Raw genomic sequence first — 15,100 nt, 5'->3', positions numbered from 1 at the left:
ATTTGAGGTCTTAATTATGCAAAGTGTTTTGGCTGATATGGCTGTCAGCGTGTCTGAACTGAAGAAAAACCCCTCTGCCGTTTTGAATGGCGCCCATGGAGGGCCCGTCGCAGTACTCAATCACAATCGTGTCATGGGCTACATGGTCCCGGCAGATGTTTTCGAGGCCATGGTGGAGCGTCTCGACGATTTGGAGTTGGCGGAAATCGTGCGTTCTCGTCGTCATGAAACGCCAATTCCGGTAACGCTGGATGACCTATAAGCTCGAATTTCTGCCATCTGCACGCAAAGAGTGGGACAAGCTGGGGCATACGTTGCGTGAGCAATTCAAAAAGAAGTTGGCCGAACGGCTCGAAATGCCTCGAATCCCGTCTGACTCACTCCATGGCATGCCCGACTGCTACAAAATCAAATTGAAGTCATCTGGCTACCGACTCGTCTACGAGGTGATAGATGAGCGCGTCGTCGTTTCTGTCGTTGCAGTAGGAAAGCGGGAACGAAGTGAAGTGTACGAGCGTGCCAGGAAACGTTGATGGTTCTCGGCAGGTCGCTGTTACGCAATTGTTTCAAAACTTGACGGAAAATCCCCTCCAATGCGATATTGATAGTTAGCAAACTAACAGTGTGTGTTTTCCCTCGTGCCGAATAACCTTGCCGTTCTCCAGATGAACATCAGCAGTGCCATGGTGGTGGCCGCCAGGCACTGGCGCAAAATCTGCCAGACCACGTTGGCCAACTATGGAATCTCCGAAGCCTGCGCCGTTCCGTTGTTGATGATCGGGCGGCTGGGCGAGGGTGTGCGCCAAGTGACGGTGGCCCAGGCAGCAGGGATGGAGAGCCCGTCGCTGGTGCGCCTGCTCGATCAGTTGTGCCATGGTGGCTACGTCTGCCGCACCGAAGATGCACAGGACCGCCGCGCCAAATGCCTGAGCCTGACCGAAACCGGTCGGGAGCTGGTGCAGGCGGTCGAAGTGGAACTGGTGCGCTTGCGCCACGAAGTCCTTGAAGGCATTGACCAGAGTGATCTGGAAGCTACGCTGCGGGTACTGAGAGCATTTGAAGCGGCCACGCCGCCATCGGTGGCCAACTCTTGAGCGGATTTTTCTCTGGCATGCCCCCGGCGCGGGACTGGTTCTACGGAGTCCGCACCTTCGCCGCATCGATGATCGCGCTGTACATCGCCCTGCTCATGCAAATGCCGCGTCCGTATTGGGCGATGGCTACGGTGTACATCGTTTCCAGTCCGTTTCTCGGTCCTACCAGTTCCAAGGCGCTGTACCGGGCGGTCGGCACCTTTATCGGCGCTGCTGCTGCGGTTTTGTTCGTGCCGATGTTCGTGCAGAGCCCCTACGTGCTGGTGGTGGTGATTGCACTGTGGACCGGGACGCTGCTGTTTCTGTCCCTGCATTTGCGCACGGCCAACAACTACGCCTTGATGCTCGCCGGTTACACCTTGCCGCTGATCGCCCTGCCGGTGGTGAACAACCCGCTGGGGGTGTGGGACGTGGCCGAAGCGCGGACCGAAGAAATCTTTCTGGGCATCGCCGTGGCGGCAGTGGTCGGTGCCATGTTCTGGCCCCGGCGCCTGGCGCCGGTGTTCAATGATTCGGTGAGCAAATGGTTTACCGATGCATCGACCTACAGCCTGCGCTTCCTCAGCCGCAACGTGCAGCCTGAAGAGGTCAGCGCGTTGCGGGCATCGATGGTCGCTACCTTCAACTCCCTGGAGTTGATGATCGGCCAGTTGCCCCACGAAGGCTCGCGTCCGCAGACGGTACGCAACACCAAGGAGTTGCGCGGACGGATGATTCACCTGCTGCCAGTGATCGATGCCCTCGACGATGCGCTTTACGCCCTGGAACGGCGCACCCCCGAGCTTGTGGACAAGTTCGCGCCATTGCTGACGGCCACCACCGAGTGGCTCGAGCACAAGGATGCCGACCTCGCCCGCTGGCAGGCACTGAAGGATAAACTCGAGGCCCTGCAACCGGCTCCCGAAGCGCTGGATGACCGCAAGCAACTGCTGTTCTCCAACGCCATTTACCGTCTCGGCGAGTGGATCGATTTGTGGCAGGACTGCCGCAGCCTGCAGTACGCCATCCAGTGCGAAAGCCAGGACAACTGGCGCGCGGTGTATCGGCATTGGCGGCTGGGGCGGCTGTCCCCGTTTCTGGATCGCGGCCTGATGTTTTATTCCGCTGCTTCCACCGTCACCGCGATAATCGTCGCTTCGGTGCTGTGGATTCTGCTCGGCTGGACCGATGGCGGCAGCGCAGTGATCCTGGCGGCGGTGGCGTGTAGTTTCTTTGCCTCGATGGACGACCCCGCGCCGCAGATTTACCGGTTCTTTTTCTGGACGGCGATGTCGGTGGTGTTCGCCAGCCTTTATCTGTTTCTGGTGCTGCCCAACCTGCATGACTTTCCGATGCTGGTACTGGCGTTTGCCGTGCCGTTCATTTGTGTCGGCACCCTGACGGTCAAGCCGCAGTTTTACCTGGGCATGCTGCTGACCCTGGTCAACACCTCATCCTTCATCAGCATTCAGGGCGCTTACGACGCGGACTTCCTCAGTTTCGCCAACTCCAACCTGGCCGGCCCCATGGGGTTGCTGTTCGCGTTCATCTGGACCCTGATCGCCCGGCCGTTCGGTGCCGAACTGGCAGCCAAGCGCCTGACCCGTTTCAGCTGGCGTGACATTGTCGGCCTCTCCGAGCCGGCCACGTTGTCTGAGCATCGGCTTCTGGGCATACGGATGCTCGATCGGCTGATGCAGCACCTGCCGCGCCTGGCCATGACCGGCCAGGACTCCGGCGTGGCGCTGCGGGAAGTGCGGGTGGCGCTGAATCTGTTGGACCTGCTCGCTTATACGCCGCGGGTCCTTGGTGTGCCGCAGGTGCTGCTGCGCCAGGTGGTGGCCGAGGTTGGCGAGTACTTCAAGGCCTGTCTCAAGGCCGGTGAGCGCTTGCAGGCACCGAGCCCGTTGCTGATGACCCTCGACCGCACGCGTCGCGCCCTCAGCGGTGCCGGCGATGATGAAACCCGTCGGCATCTGCTGCACGCCCTGAGCGGCCTGCGCCTGGCACTGTTGCCCGGCGTCGAATTCGTCGGTTCCGCCGAGCCCGAAGAACCGCTTCCCCATGGCATTGATGGAGCGCCCTTATGATCGGTGACCTGGATCTGAGCGGGGTATTCCTGCCCACGCTGCTGGTGCTGATGGGCATTACGTATGTGTTGTACCTGTTGGTGCACGGGGTGCTGACGCGCCTGCACTTTTACCGTCTGGTCTGGCACCGGGCATTGTTCAACGTGGCCCTCTACGCCTTGCTGCTTGGCGCCGTGGACTCACTCAGTCGATACCTGATGACATGAAAAAACCGTTTCTAACCCTGGGTCGCGTGGTGTTGACCCTGCTGATCGTGAGCTTCGCCGTGGTCGTGGTCTGGCGCATGGTGATGTATTACATGTTCGCGCCCTGGACCCGCGACGGGCACATCCGCGCCGACATCGTGCAAATCGCGCCGGATGTCTCCGGGCTGATCCAGCAAGTGGAGGTGCGCGACAACCAGTTGGTCAAGCGCGGCCAGGTGCTGTTCAGCATCGATCCGGACCGCTTCAAGCTGGCCCTGCGCCAGGCGAAAGCGGCAGTCGCCGACCGTGAAGAAACCCTGGCCCAGGCCCAGCGCGAGGCCAAGCGGAACAAGGGTCTTGGCAACCTGGTGCCGGGTGAGCAGCTGGAAGAAAGCCAATCGAAAGTGGCTCGTGCCCAAGTGGCGTTGATGGAAGCCCAGGTGGCGGTGGACAGCGCGCAGCTCAACCTCGACCGCTCGGTGATCCGCAGCCCGGTGGACGGCTACGTCAACGACCGTGCGCCACGGACCCAGGAATTCGTCAGCGCCGGGCGGCCCGTGTTGTCGGTGGTCGACAGCAACTCGTTCCACATCGACGGCTATTTCGAAGAAACCAAACTGAACGGCATTCATATCGGGCAGAGCGTCGACATCCGGGTGATCGGCGACAATGCGCGCCTGCGCGGGCATGTGGAGAGCATCGTCGCCGGTATCGAAGACCGCGACCGCACCAGCGGCAATAACCTGCTGCCCAACGTCAACCCGGCCTTCAGCTGGGTGCGGCTGGCCCAGCGGATTCCGGTGCGGATCGCCTTCGATGACGTGCCGGATGATTTCCGCATGATCGCCGGGCGCACCGCCACGGTATCGATCATCGACGATCAGCAACGGGAGCCCGCGCAATGAGCAAGGCCTCGGGTTTGGCGGTCGCCGGATTAGGTTTGATGCTGTCGGCGTGTCAGGTGGTCGGGCCGGATTATCATCTGCCCGAAGAGGCGGCTGTCCATCGTCCAGACTTCCAAGGCGATCTGGCGGTCGACGGTAAAACGGTGGTGTCCGCGCCGGTGCCGGCCGATTGGTGGCGCCTGTACAAGGACCCGCGACTCGACCAGTTGGTGCAGCAGGCCATGGCCTCCAACACCGATTTGCGCGTGGCGGCGGCCAGCCTGTCGCGGTCTCGTGCGCAGGTTGATGAGGCCGAAGCGGCGGGCGGCTGGAGCGGCGGGGTGCAGATGGGCGCCCAGCGCTTGCAGGAGTCTGGCCAAGCGTTCTTGATACCGGAAAAAGTGCCGGTGGCCAACATCGGCGATATCGGCATCAGCGCGTCGTACCAGTTCGACCTGTTCGGCACCTTGCAACGCGGTATCGAAGCGGCCAAGGCCAATGCCGATGCGACACAGGCAGCTGCCGATACTGCACGCATCACCGTGGTGGCCGACGTGGTTCGCGCCTACACCCAGGTGTGTGCAGCCAATGAAGAGCGGGAAATCGCCCAGCATTCCCTGGACCTGCAAGCCCAGAGCACGACGCTGATCCAGCGCCTGCGCGATGCCGGGCGTGGCGACGAAACCCAGGTCACCCGCTCGCAGACCCAATTCAAATCCCTGCGCGCCGACATGCCGCGCTATGAAGCGTCGCGCCAGGCCGGGCTGTACCGCTTGTCGATGTTGCTGGCCAAGCCGGTGGACCAACTGCCGGCCGGCACCGCCACCTGCGACGAGCTGCCAAAAATCGCGCAACTGGTACCGGTGGGCGATGGCGCCGCGTTGCTCAAGCGTCGTCCCGATGTACGGCAGGCTGAGCGGCGACTGGCGGCCGCGACGGCCGGTATCGGCGTCGCCACGGGCGAGCTGTACCCGAACATCAGCATCGGCGCGACCATCGGTACCGTCGGTATCCTGGACGATCTCGGCGACCCGTCTACCAACCGCTGGGGCTTCGGTCCGTCGCTGACCTGGAGCGTGCCGACCAACGGCGCCCGGGCGCGCATCCGCGAAGCCGAAGCGGTGACCCAGGCGACCCTGGCGCATTTCGACGGGGTGGTGCTCAACGCCATTCGCGAGACCCAGACCGGTCTTGCCCAGTACACGGCATTGCTGCAACGCCGCGATGCACTGGCCGATGCCGAGCAATCGGCAAAACTGGCGGCCGACCAGACCCACCGCTTCTTCCAGGCCGGCCGCGCCTCGTTCCTGGCCGACCTGCAAGCCACCCGCACCTACATCGACGTCACGGCGCAGCTGGCGGCCGCTAACACCCAGGTTGCCGCCAGCCAGATCGATTTGTTCCTCGCCTTGGGCGGCGGTTGGGAAAGCGGACGAACGCAAGCGTCGAACTCCGGCAAACCCTGAGGCCGTTGCTATGCTTTGAAGTGTTGGAGGGGCGCCCGGTGCAAAAGCGCCCTTTCTTCGCACAAGGCTCGCGCAGGTCAGGGGGAAACCAATAATGAAAAACCCTTATGCTCTCGGCTTCTGGTGCGCCATCGTGGCGTTGGTGCTGCTGTCGGCCACCTATTTCTACGGCATCATGCTGGCCCACCAGATCGACAAGGCCATGGCGTTCCTCGACAGTGCCGCCGCGCTGATTGCCGTGATGTCCATTGCGGTGGTGGCCTGGGCCTCGGTCCAGAATCAACGCATCAAGAAAAGACAACTCGAACAGGGCAAGACCCTGGTCCTGATCTGGGACACCAAGGTGGCGTTGCGTCGTGTCGAAACGGTGTTCGACCGCTATTTCTGGGGCAGTTACTGGCAACCGGGGCGCACCTTTCAGGAAGTCATGGGCGAATTGACCGGCACGCCGCTGGAAAAAAGCCTCGAGAGCCTGAAAAAACAGTGCCTGGCACTAGACCGGCAGGTGGCTGACGACGGTCGGCACTGGCTCAGCAATGCCCGCGAACTGGCCGATGTCGCCACGGCCATGGCCCGCGAACGCTATCAACTGGACGTCTGCGACCCGCGCGCGGAAGTGACGGGCGGGGCAGTGATCAACCGTGACTTCGAAGTGCTGGTGTACACCTGGACTGCGCGGCTCAAAAGCTTTGATCATCAGCTGGATGAGATTGAAGTCCAGTATTCCTGAGATATCGATATTGGCTGTACCTACGCCTTCGCGAGCAAGCCCGCTCCCACATTGGAATGCATTCTCATGTGGGAGCGGGCTTGCTCGCGAAGGCGATTGCATAGGCACAAATAATCCCCAACCCTGTGAACAACCCCAAGACACTCTTTCACCTTTAATCATTGGGCCGTTCGTCGCCCCTGGTGCTAATCTGCTTTCCACTTTCAGCACAGTCGAGCCGCAACCCGTCATGGGTTCAGGGAAGACGACCTCACTTTCAACAACGGACACTGAACGGGTCATACATGAATAAATCAGCAGGCGTGCTACTGGGAATTGTTGTCGCAATCGGTGCCATCAGCGCAGGTGGGGCCTGGTTCACCAGCACCAGGATCGAAGGTGTGCTGAACACCTCGATAGCCGATGCCAACAAGGAACTGCAGGCGGCGATGGTTGGTTCCAACGGCACGGCGTCGCTGGAGCTGGTGTCGCTGGAGCGTCATGTGTTCAGCAGCACCGCGCACTATCGCCTCAAGGGCGAAGGCGAAATGTTCGGCGAAGCGCCGGTCGAGTTGCTGTTTGTCGATCACATCGAACACGGCCCGTTGCCGTTCTCGCGCCTGATGTCGCTCAAGTGGCTGCCGGTCCTGGCGACCAGTCACTACGAGCTGGAAAAGACCCCGTTCACCGAGAAGTGGTTTGCCGCCGCCAAGGACAAGTCCCCGCTGACCGGCGTGGTCAATATCGGCTATGACAACGCTACCAATGGCACCTTCGAGTTGCAGCCGCTGGAAATGGCACTGGATGACAAGTCGAGCATGAAGTTCTCCGGCTTGAAAATGGACGTCGACGCCAGCGCCAAGGCGCAGAAGGTCAAGGCCAACGGCTACATGGACAGCCTGAAGGTGACCACCGTGTCCGAAGACCAGACGCCGGTGCAGGTTGAATTCAATGGCCTGACCCTGGCCAGCAACCTGACAAAAAGTACCTACGGTTTCTACACCGGCGAAAACGTCGTTGAACTGGCCAGCGGCAAATCGACTTTTGGCGTCAAGCAGTCGGTGCTGGACTTCAAGAAATTCGAGATGAAAAACCTGACTGAAGAAAAGGGCAGCAACGCCTCAGGGCGTGCCGATTACAAGGTTGGCGAAGTGTCCCTGAACGGCAAGACCATTGGTTCCGGTTCGCTGGCCATGAGCCTGAAGAACCTCGACATTCCGGCGACCCTGTCGTTGATGCAGATTTACCAGAGCAAACTGCAGCCGTATGAAAGGGCGGTGGCCGAAGCAACGGCGGCCGGTCTGCCGGCACCGGAGCTGAAACTGACCGAAGCCGAAGAGGCGCTGCTCAAGTCCAGCCTGGAAAAACTGCTGGCGGCCGGACCACAAGTGGCCCTGGAAAACCTGTCGTTCAACACCGCCAATGGTGAGAGCCGCGCCAACATGGTGCTCGATCTGACCAAGCCACAAGCTATCGATCTGCCGACCGATCAGTTGGTCAGACAGCTGATCGCGCTGCTGGACTTCAAGCTGCAAGTGTCCAAACCCATGCTGATCGATGTGCTCACCGTGCAATCGCAAATCGACGGTCAGACCGACGCCAAGCTGATTGCCGATCAGGCCACCGCCACCGCGGACATGTTCAGCAGCATGGCGGTCGGCAGCCAATTGGCAAAACTGGACGGCAATAACATCGTCACCAACTTGCGTTACGCCAACAATCAGGTGGACTTCAACGGCCAGAAAATGACCGTCGAAGAGTTTGCCGGTTTTGTGATGAGCAAGTTTGCGGATGCTGGCGCCACCGAATAACGGCGGCCGTTTACCCCGCAACGCCCGGCCTCTGCATCGCGCAGGCGCCGGGCGTTTTGCTGTCTGGCAACTCTAGGGAACGTCACGGATCAGGTGCCATGCCTCTTCCCATGGCAGCGGTTGTTTCATCCGCTCGGCGAGCATCGCCATTGCCCGGTCCATCTCGCAGGCTACCGCCGCCGACACCACGCCGTTTTTTCCGAACAGGCCTATGAACGGCGGGTTGTAAGGGTCGCCCTTGAACTCGACTTCGTCCCAGGCCTCGGAGTGGCCGAGGTAGTCATAGGTTTTACCGAAATGCCAGGTCCAGAAAAACGGCACGTCGAGGTAATGCTCGTCACCGCCCAGCATATTGGCCGCGGCGATCCGCGCCTGCTGTTGGGCCAGTCGCCAGTGTTCAATGCGCAGGTATTTGTTGTTCAGCGGGAACGTTGCGATATCGCCAGCCGCCCAGAGGCCGTCGGCCACGCGCATTGCGCCATCGACATGCAGCGAGTGATCCTGCTCCTTCGGTAACCCGGTAAAGGCCGCAGTGGCTGGCGTCACGCCGATGCCGACCAGCACCAGATCGGCTGCCAGGCGTTGGTCGTTGTCCAGGCGCACGGCTTCGACCTTGTCCGTCCCTTCGATCTGTACCGCATTGCCCTGGGTATGAAACACGACGCCATGAGCTTCATGTCGTGCGCGAATGGCCTTGCCGACCGTGTCGCCGAACTGTTTGGCAAGCGGCACCTCGTGGCGGACCAGTACGGTCACGTGCAGGCCAAGCTGGCGCAGGGACGAGGCGGATTCCATGGCAATAAAGCTGTCGCCGATGATCACCACCCGCTGGCCGGCGCTGGCGCTGTCCAGAATCTGCTGCGCATGGGCTTTGGAGCGCAGGACGAACACTTGCGGCAGGTCGGCGCCGGGCAGCGTCAGCGGGTTGGGTACGCCGCCGGTGGCCAGCAGCGCGGCGTCGTATGTCAGTGATTGGCCGTCAGTCAGCCGCAGCGTCCGGTTTGGCGCGTCCAGGCTTGCCACTTCGCCTCGCAGGCGTTCGATCCGCTGCTCGCGGTAAAAATCCTCATCGCGTAGCGGCGGGACTTCGTGCAGCGGCATCTCCCCGGCGATCACGTATTTGCTTAGCGCCGTGCGGTCGTATCCAGCGTCGGCTTCGCGGTCGATCAACAGTAACCGGCCGCCGAAACCTTTCTCGCGCAAACACGCCGCCGCCGCCGTGCCTGCCGCGCCAGCGCCGACAATGATGAAGGTTCGTGGATCGTCGGCCGGTGGCGCGTGGGCGTCCGGCATCGGCTGGTCGCCGACCCAGATGTCGCCGTCACGGACTTCAAGGGGATAGCGCTTGAGGCTGTCCAGGGCTGGGGGTTCGCACAGCCCGCCATCCTCGACCCGAAACTGCGCCTTGTGCCATGGACACGTCAGGCGCCCGTGGCATATCGCGCCGTCCGCCAGCGGGGCTCCGGCATGCGGGCATTCGGCCTGATAAGCGCGCAGTTGTTCGCCGGCCCGCAACAGCAGAATTTTGCTGTCCTGGACCTGCACTTCCAGACCCCGGTCTTCGGGCACATTGGCAACACGCGCAACGCGATGCAGAGTCATGATTGCTCTCCAGACAGACGTTTCACTTATGAGTCTGGTACTTATCGCGAGGTTCAGCCAATTGCCCCTGCCACGGCGTGAACGGTCCGGCTATAGTTTGCACGCCGACGACGGCCCAACACGTACAAGGTGCTCCGGTATGCCCCGATTGACCTCAATGAACCCTTGGCTTGCGGCCTTGGCAGTCGCCCTTTGCGTGCAGTTCCCGGCGCAGGCCCAGGAACGTTTCACCCTGAACATTCCTGGAGTCTCCGATGACCGCCTGTTCACGTCGGCCGCTGCCAGCGATTCCGCGGGCTGCGGCGGGCATAACATTTCCCCGGCATTGAACTGGAACGCCGGCCCGGCAGCCACCCAAAGCTACGCCATCGTCATGCACGACCCTGACGGCCAGCAGGGCCAGGGCATCGATCAGTGGGTGCATTACGGCATCAAGGCCGGCACCCACCAGATCCCGGCCGGCGCCGGGAGCAAACCCGGCCTCGAGGGCGTCGCCGGTACCAACAGCAAGGCAACCACCGGCTATGTCGGCCCTTGCCCGCCCGTTGGCGACAGCGCGCACCACTACATCATCCAGATCTACGCTCTGGATCTGCCCCCGGACGCCTTGCCCGCCGGCCTGACCCGCGCGCAACTGCTGGACAAAATCAAAGGCCACGTCCTGAAAAACAGCAGCGTGGTGCGGCGCTATCACCGCTAAAGGCTGATTGCCCCAGCGGATTTGCAGAAAACTGAAGTGCGCGGCATTCCGGGGATTTGGCATCCACCCCCGAAAGCGCGCACTATCAGTGCTATAGCCGATGCGTTGGAGGATGCCGTGGCAAAAAAAATCGACCGCATCGCCCAAATGCTCAACTGCCCGCAAAAGGGTGAAGAACTGCGGCGAGCGATTACCGAGAGTCGCAAGGATTTTCTGCTGAATCAGCCGGAAGAGGATGTTGTTGAAGACGACGACCTTGAAGAGGAGTTTTTCGAGGACGACGAGGATGATGATGAGTACGACGAGTTCGACTGGACTACAGAATGAAAAAAAAAACCGCTTCGGCGGTTTTTTTGTGGGCCAGGACAGCACCGGTCGGAGACTCGTTGACCCCCATGCTGAAAATGGCACACTATCAGGTACTTTTTTACGTACCTTTGGAGCCGCCATGGAGCAGCTACTTGCAAGTCGTTCGGTCAGCATCACCGAGCTCAAGCGCAGCCCGAGTACTGTAATCGAGCAAGCCGGTTCCGAGCCTGTTGCCGTGCTCAACCACAACCGTCCAGCCGCCTATCTTTTACCGCACGCGGCCTATCAACAGCTGCTGGATCGGCTGCACGCTGCCGAACTTCGTGAAGCCATTGCGGCGAGCCGCAACGATCCGCGTCCGGCCGTCGCTGCCGATACAATGTTTGCCGAGCTTGATGCGCTGATTGATGAGGTAGAAGCAGAGCAACACCGTCCATGAGGCAAGTGCTTTTCTCTGCATTGGCACGGGACGATCTGCTGCAAGTCGCTCGTTTTATCGCCCGGGACAATCCTGAACGGGCCCGGACGTTTGTGGGCGAGCTACGCATGCAGTGCGCGCGATTAATCGAACAACCGAATCTGGGTGTTTCAAGAGACGATTGCGCCAAGGGATTGCGAATGCTTCCCCATGGCCGATATCTGATCTTCTACTGTTTGGCGGACGACGAGATCAAGGTCGAACGCGTGCTGCATAGCGCGAGAGACATTGGCCGGCTGTTTGAAAAAAACAGCATTGATCATTAGGCGCGAAGCTTGCAATCACCCACAAAAAAGCCCCAGACCCATAAGGCCCGAGGCTTTCTTGTAACAGCGGTATGGTGCACCAGGCGGGATTCGAACCCACGACCCCTGCCTTCGGAGGGCAGTACTCTATCCAGCTGAGCTACTGGTGCAGCGGGCGCCATGATACTCATATGCGCTGCGGGCGTCCATGCTGCTGAATCGCCTGCGTTTTTTTAAAGCTGTAACGCGCGTTTGCTACGTTGATCAGAAAAAATGGGCAAAAGCGTCGTTTTCGTTCTTTTTTTCGAACAGCCTATTGTCCTTTACCCCCTTTGATCCTAGGATTCGTTTGAGATTTCAAACGCTCTTGTCTGGGTGCTGAACCGCACGAGTTCAATCAGTGCGCTATTTATGTGCTTCAGCCCGGTGAATGATTTCCCTGACGGCAGCCTATCGAGGCGCCTTTCTACAATCATAATTTGCTCCGCATTCGTTGCGGTGCTGTTAAGGAAAGCCGACATGCAGCTTAAAGACACCCAGTTGTTCCGCCAGCAAGCCTTCATCGATGGCGCGTGGGTCGATGCGGACAATGGTCAGACGATCAAGGTCAACAACCCGGCAACGGGCGAAATTCTGGGCACCGTGCCGAAAATGGGCGCTGCCGAAACCCGCCGTGCGATCGAAGCTGCCGACAAAGCGCTGCCGGCCTGGCGTGCACTGACCGCCAAAGAACGTGCGACCAAGCTGCGTCGCTGGTACGAGCTGATCATCGAGAACCAGGAAGACCTGGCTCGCCTGATGACCCTGGAACAAGGCAAGCCATTGGCCGAAGCCAAGGGCGAAATCGTTTACGCCGCTTCCTTCATCGAATGGTTCGCCGAAGAAGCCAAGCGTATCTACGGTGACGTGATTCCGGGCCACCAGCCAGACAAGCGCCTGATCGTGATCAAGCAGCCAATCGGCGTGACCGCTGCAATCACCCCGTGGAACTTCCCGGCTGCGATGATCACCCGTAAAGCCGGCCCGGCCCTGGCCGCCGGTTGCACCATGGTGCTCAAGCCTGCTTCGCAAACCCCGTACTCCGCTTTCGCCCTGGCCGAACTGGCCCAGCGCGCCGGCATTCCGGCTGGCGTGTTCAGCGTTGTTTCCGGCAGCGCCGGCGATATCGGTACCGAGCTGACCAGCAACCCGATCGTGCGCAAGCTGTCCTTCACCGGTTCGACCGAAATCGGTCGTCAACTGATGGCCGAATGCGCCAAGGACATCAAGAAAGTGTCCCTGGAGCTGGGCGGCAACGCGCCGTTCATCGTGTTCGACGACGCGGACCTGGATAAGGCCGTCGAAGGCGCGATCATTTCCAAATACCGCAACAACGGCCAGACCTGCGTCTGCGCCAACCGCCTGTACATCCAGGACGGTGTTTACGACGCATTCGCCGAGAAGTTGAAAGTGGCTGTCGCCAAACTGAAGATCGGCAACGGTCTGGAAGCAGGCACTACCACTGGCCCGCTGATCGACGAAAAAGCCGTGGCCAAGGTGCAAGAACACATCGCCGATGCCTTGAGCAAAGGCGCGACCGTGCTGGCGGGTGGCAAGCCGATGGAAGGCAACTTCTTCGAGCCGACTATCCTGACCAACGTGCCGAACAACGCTGCCGTGGCCAAGGAAGAAACCTTCGGTCCATTGGCTCCACTGTTCCGTTTCAAAGACGAAGCCGACGTGATCGCGATGTCCAACGACACCGAGTTCGGTCTGGCCTCGTACTTCTATGCTCGTGATCTGGGCCGTGTGTTCCGTGTGGCTGAAGCCCTGGAATACGGCATGGTCGGCGTCAACACCGGGTTGATCTCCAACGAAGTCGCGCCGTTCGGCGGCATCAAGGCCTCGGGCCTGGGCCGTGAAGGCTCCAAGTACGGCATCGAAGATTACCTGGAAATCAAATACCTCTGCCTGGGCATCTAACCCCGGAAGAGCATTGCTTCAAGCGCAAAGGGCACGAGAGCGCTGTCCCTTTGCGCCGCTTCAAACCGGAATTTTCTCGGTGGCCGGGAACGCAGTGGCAGTCGATCATCGCATGCTGCCGCCGTTGTTCCCCGCCGCTTAATCCTTGAACCACGCCGCCCGATGAGCGGTGAATGAGGAATGTATGCGCAAGACTAACGCTTCTTTGATGGCCCGCCGTACCGCTGCTGTTCCACGTGGTGTTGGCCAGATTCACCCGATCTTCGCCGATTCCGCGAAGAACGCGACCGTAACCGACGTTGAAGGTCGTGAATTCATCGACTTCGCCGGCGGTATCGCCGTACTGAACACCGGCCACGTGCACCCGAAAGTCATCGCCGCCGTGACCGAGCAGCTGAACAAGCTGACCCACACCTGCTTCCAGGTACTGGCCTACGAGCCGTACGTGGAAGTGTGCGAAAAAATCAACGCCAAGGTCCCAGGTGATTTCGACAAGAAAACCCTGCTGGTGACCACCGGCTCCGAAGCCGTGGAAAACTCCATCAAGATCGCCCGTGCCGCCACTGGCCGTGCCGGCGTGATCGCCTTCACCGGCGCCTACCACGGTCGCACCATGATGACCCTGGGCCTGACCGGTAAAGTCGTGCCTTACTCGGCCGGCATGGGCCTGATGCCAGGCGGCATCTTCCGCGCGCTGTACCCGAACGAACTGCACGGCGTGAGCATCGACGATTCGATCGCTTCCATCGAACGCATCTTCAAGAACGACGCCGAGCCGAAAGACATCGCTGCGATCATCATCGAGCCGGTTCAGGGCGAAGGTGGTTTCTACGTCGCTCCGAAAGAATTCATGAAGCGTCTGCGTGCCCTGTGCGACCAGCACGGCATCCTGCTGATCGCTGACGAAGTACAGACTGGCGCTGGCCGTACCGGTACTTTCTTCGCGATGGAACAGATGGGCGTTGCTGCCGACCTGACCACTTTCGCCAAATCCATCGCTGGCGGCTTCCCGCTGGCCGGTGTGTGCGGCAAGGCCGAATACATGGACGCCATCGCTCCAGGCGGCCTGGGCGGCACCTACGCCGGTAGCCCGATCGCTTGCGCCGCGGCCTTGGCCGTGATGGAAGTGTTCGAAGAAGAACACCTGCTGGATCGTTGCAAGGCTGTTGGCGAGCGTCTGGTAACCGGCCTGAAGGCCATCCAGGCCAAGTACCCGGTGATCGGTGAAGTCCGTGCCCTGGGCGCGATGATCGCGGTCGAGCTGTTCGAAAATGGCGACAGCCACAAGCCGAACGCCGCAGCCGTGGCGTCCGTTGTGGCCAAGGCTCGCGACAAGGGTCTGATCCTGCTGTCCTGCGGCACCTACGGCAACGTTCTGCGCGTCCTGGTACCGCTGACCTCGCCGGACGAGCAACTGGACAAAGGCCTGGCGATCATCGAAGAGTGCTTCTCCGAGCTCTGATCCCCGGTGTGACCTGATCCACAAAAAACCCGCTTCGGCGGGTTTTTTCATGCCCCTTGAAACACATCCCGCCCATTAGCGCTGTATCGGATGGCTTGCATTGGCTAAGGTTTGCGCATTGCCA

Annotated in this window: 16 protein-coding genes and 1 tRNA gene; 15 read left to right on the top strand and 2 right to left on the bottom strand. The window is 60.6% G+C overall.

What is annotated here, in order from left to right; all coding sequences use genetic code 11:
* Positions 1-16: 16 nt before the first annotated feature.
* The 9 genes from AC1RS8_RS02590 to AC1RS8_RS02550 all read left to right on the top strand — a co-directional run bounded on the left by AC1RS8_RS02590 (position 17) and on the right by AC1RS8_RS02550 (position 8,218).
* Complete coding sequence (locus AC1RS8_RS02590; RefSeq protein WP_079246689.1) at positions 17-262, top strand: type II toxin-antitoxin system Phd/YefM family antitoxin; 246 nt, start codon at positions 17-19, stop codon at positions 260-262.
* On the top strand, positions 252-533 hold the full coding sequence (locus AC1RS8_RS02585) for a type II toxin-antitoxin system RelE family toxin (protein WP_057399135.1): 282 nt from the start codon (positions 252-254) through the stop codon (positions 531-533). Before AC1RS8_RS02590 ends, AC1RS8_RS02585 begins: the two co-directional genes overlap by 11 nt.
* 132 nt (positions 534-665) lie before the next feature.
* Positions 666-1,094 (top strand): MarR family winged helix-turn-helix transcriptional regulator, encoded by a 429-nt coding sequence (locus tag AC1RS8_RS02580; protein WP_046040691.1) that lies wholly within the window; start codon positions 666-668, stop codon positions 1,092-1,094.
* Positions 1,091-3,163 (top strand): FUSC family protein, encoded by a 2,073-nt coding sequence (locus AC1RS8_RS02575; RefSeq protein WP_057712529.1) that lies wholly within the window; start codon positions 1,091-1,093, stop codon positions 3,161-3,163. Before AC1RS8_RS02580 ends, AC1RS8_RS02575 begins: the two co-directional genes overlap by 4 nt.
* On the top strand, positions 3,160-3,369 hold the full coding sequence (locus AC1RS8_RS02570; protein WP_007987399.1) for a DUF1656 domain-containing protein: 210 nt from the start codon (positions 3,160-3,162) through the stop codon (positions 3,367-3,369). Before AC1RS8_RS02575 ends, AC1RS8_RS02570 begins: the two co-directional genes overlap by 4 nt.
* The gene (locus AC1RS8_RS02565; RefSeq protein WP_090452412.1) at positions 3,366-4,253 is read left to right on the top strand and encodes an efflux RND transporter periplasmic adaptor subunit; all 888 of its coding nucleotides are present in this window, start codon (positions 3,366-3,368) and stop codon (positions 4,251-4,253) included. Before AC1RS8_RS02570 ends, AC1RS8_RS02565 begins: the two co-directional genes overlap by 4 nt.
* Positions 4,250-5,698 (top strand): efflux transporter outer membrane subunit, encoded by a 1,449-nt coding sequence (locus AC1RS8_RS02560; RefSeq protein WP_489339526.1) that lies wholly within the window; start codon positions 4,250-4,252, stop codon positions 5,696-5,698. Before AC1RS8_RS02565 ends, AC1RS8_RS02560 begins: the two co-directional genes overlap by 4 nt.
* 94 nt (positions 5,699-5,792) lie before the next feature.
* Complete coding sequence (locus AC1RS8_RS02555) at positions 5,793-6,428, top strand: hypothetical protein (protein ID WP_057712526.1); 636 nt, start codon at positions 5,793-5,795, stop codon at positions 6,426-6,428.
* Between the two features lie 284 nt (positions 6,429-6,712).
* The gene (locus AC1RS8_RS02550; protein ID WP_090452416.1) at positions 6,713-8,218 is read left to right on the top strand and encodes a YdgA family protein; all 1,506 of its coding nucleotides are present in this window, start codon (positions 6,713-6,715) and stop codon (positions 8,216-8,218) included.
* Positions 8,219-8,290: 72 nt separating this feature from the next.
* Here the strand turns inward: AC1RS8_RS02550 and AC1RS8_RS02545 are convergent, their stop codons facing one another.
* A complete protein-coding gene (locus AC1RS8_RS02545; RefSeq protein ID WP_489339527.1) occupies positions 8,291-9,820 on the bottom strand; it encodes an FAD-dependent oxidoreductase in 1,530 nt (509 codons plus the stop codon).
* Between the two features lie 139 nt (positions 9,821-9,959).
* Here AC1RS8_RS02545 and AC1RS8_RS02540 point away from each other — a divergent pair, with 139 nt between their 5' ends.
* The 4 genes from AC1RS8_RS02540 to AC1RS8_RS02525 are packed head-to-tail and all read left to right on the top strand — an operon-like array spanning position 9,960 to position 11,573.
* Positions 9,960-10,520: a YbhB/YbcL family Raf kinase inhibitor-like protein gene (locus AC1RS8_RS02540; RefSeq protein ID WP_218495467.1), complete on the top strand. Its 561-nt coding sequence runs from the start codon at positions 9,960-9,962 to the stop codon at positions 10,518-10,520.
* A 36-nt stretch (positions 10,521-10,556) separates the two neighbouring features.
* Positions 10,557-10,847, top strand: coding sequence for a hypothetical protein (locus AC1RS8_RS02535; protein WP_223508440.1), 291 nt, complete (start codon positions 10,557-10,559; stop codon positions 10,845-10,847).
* Entirely contained in the window at positions 10,807-11,268 is a 462-nt protein-coding gene (locus tag AC1RS8_RS02530; protein WP_489339528.1) for a type II toxin-antitoxin system Phd/YefM family antitoxin, read from the top strand. The genes AC1RS8_RS02535 and AC1RS8_RS02530 overlap by 41 nt, the downstream gene beginning before the upstream one ends.
* Positions 11,265-11,573 (top strand): type II toxin-antitoxin system RelE/ParE family toxin, encoded by a 309-nt coding sequence (locus AC1RS8_RS02525; RefSeq protein ID WP_090452424.1) that lies wholly within the window; start codon positions 11,265-11,267, stop codon positions 11,571-11,573. Before AC1RS8_RS02530 ends, AC1RS8_RS02525 begins: the two co-directional genes overlap by 4 nt.
* A 72-nt stretch (positions 11,574-11,645) precedes the next feature.
* Here AC1RS8_RS02525 and AC1RS8_RS02520 read toward each other — a convergent pair.
* Positions 11,646-11,722 (bottom strand) — tRNA-Arg (locus AC1RS8_RS02520).
* Positions 11,723-12,071: 349 nt separating this feature from the next.
* Between AC1RS8_RS02520 and gabD the strand changes: the two genes are divergently transcribed.
* Positions 12,072-13,514: an NADP-dependent succinate-semialdehyde dehydrogenase gene (gene gabD, locus AC1RS8_RS02515; protein WP_489339529.1), complete on the top strand. Its 1,443-nt coding sequence runs from the start codon at positions 12,072-12,074 to the stop codon at positions 13,512-13,514.
* 184 nt (positions 13,515-13,698) lie between these two features.
* On the top strand, positions 13,699-14,976 hold the full coding sequence (gene gabT / locus AC1RS8_RS02510; RefSeq protein ID WP_489339530.1) for a 4-aminobutyrate--2-oxoglutarate transaminase: 1,278 nt from the start codon (positions 13,699-13,701) through the stop codon (positions 14,974-14,976).
* Positions 14,977-15,100 lie beyond the last annotated feature (124 nt).

Source organism: Pseudomonas sp. GW821-FHT12A04 (assembly GCF_058807755.1).
Note: the sequence above shows the minus strand (reverse complement) of the source record. Positions and strands in the feature narration are given on the sequence as shown.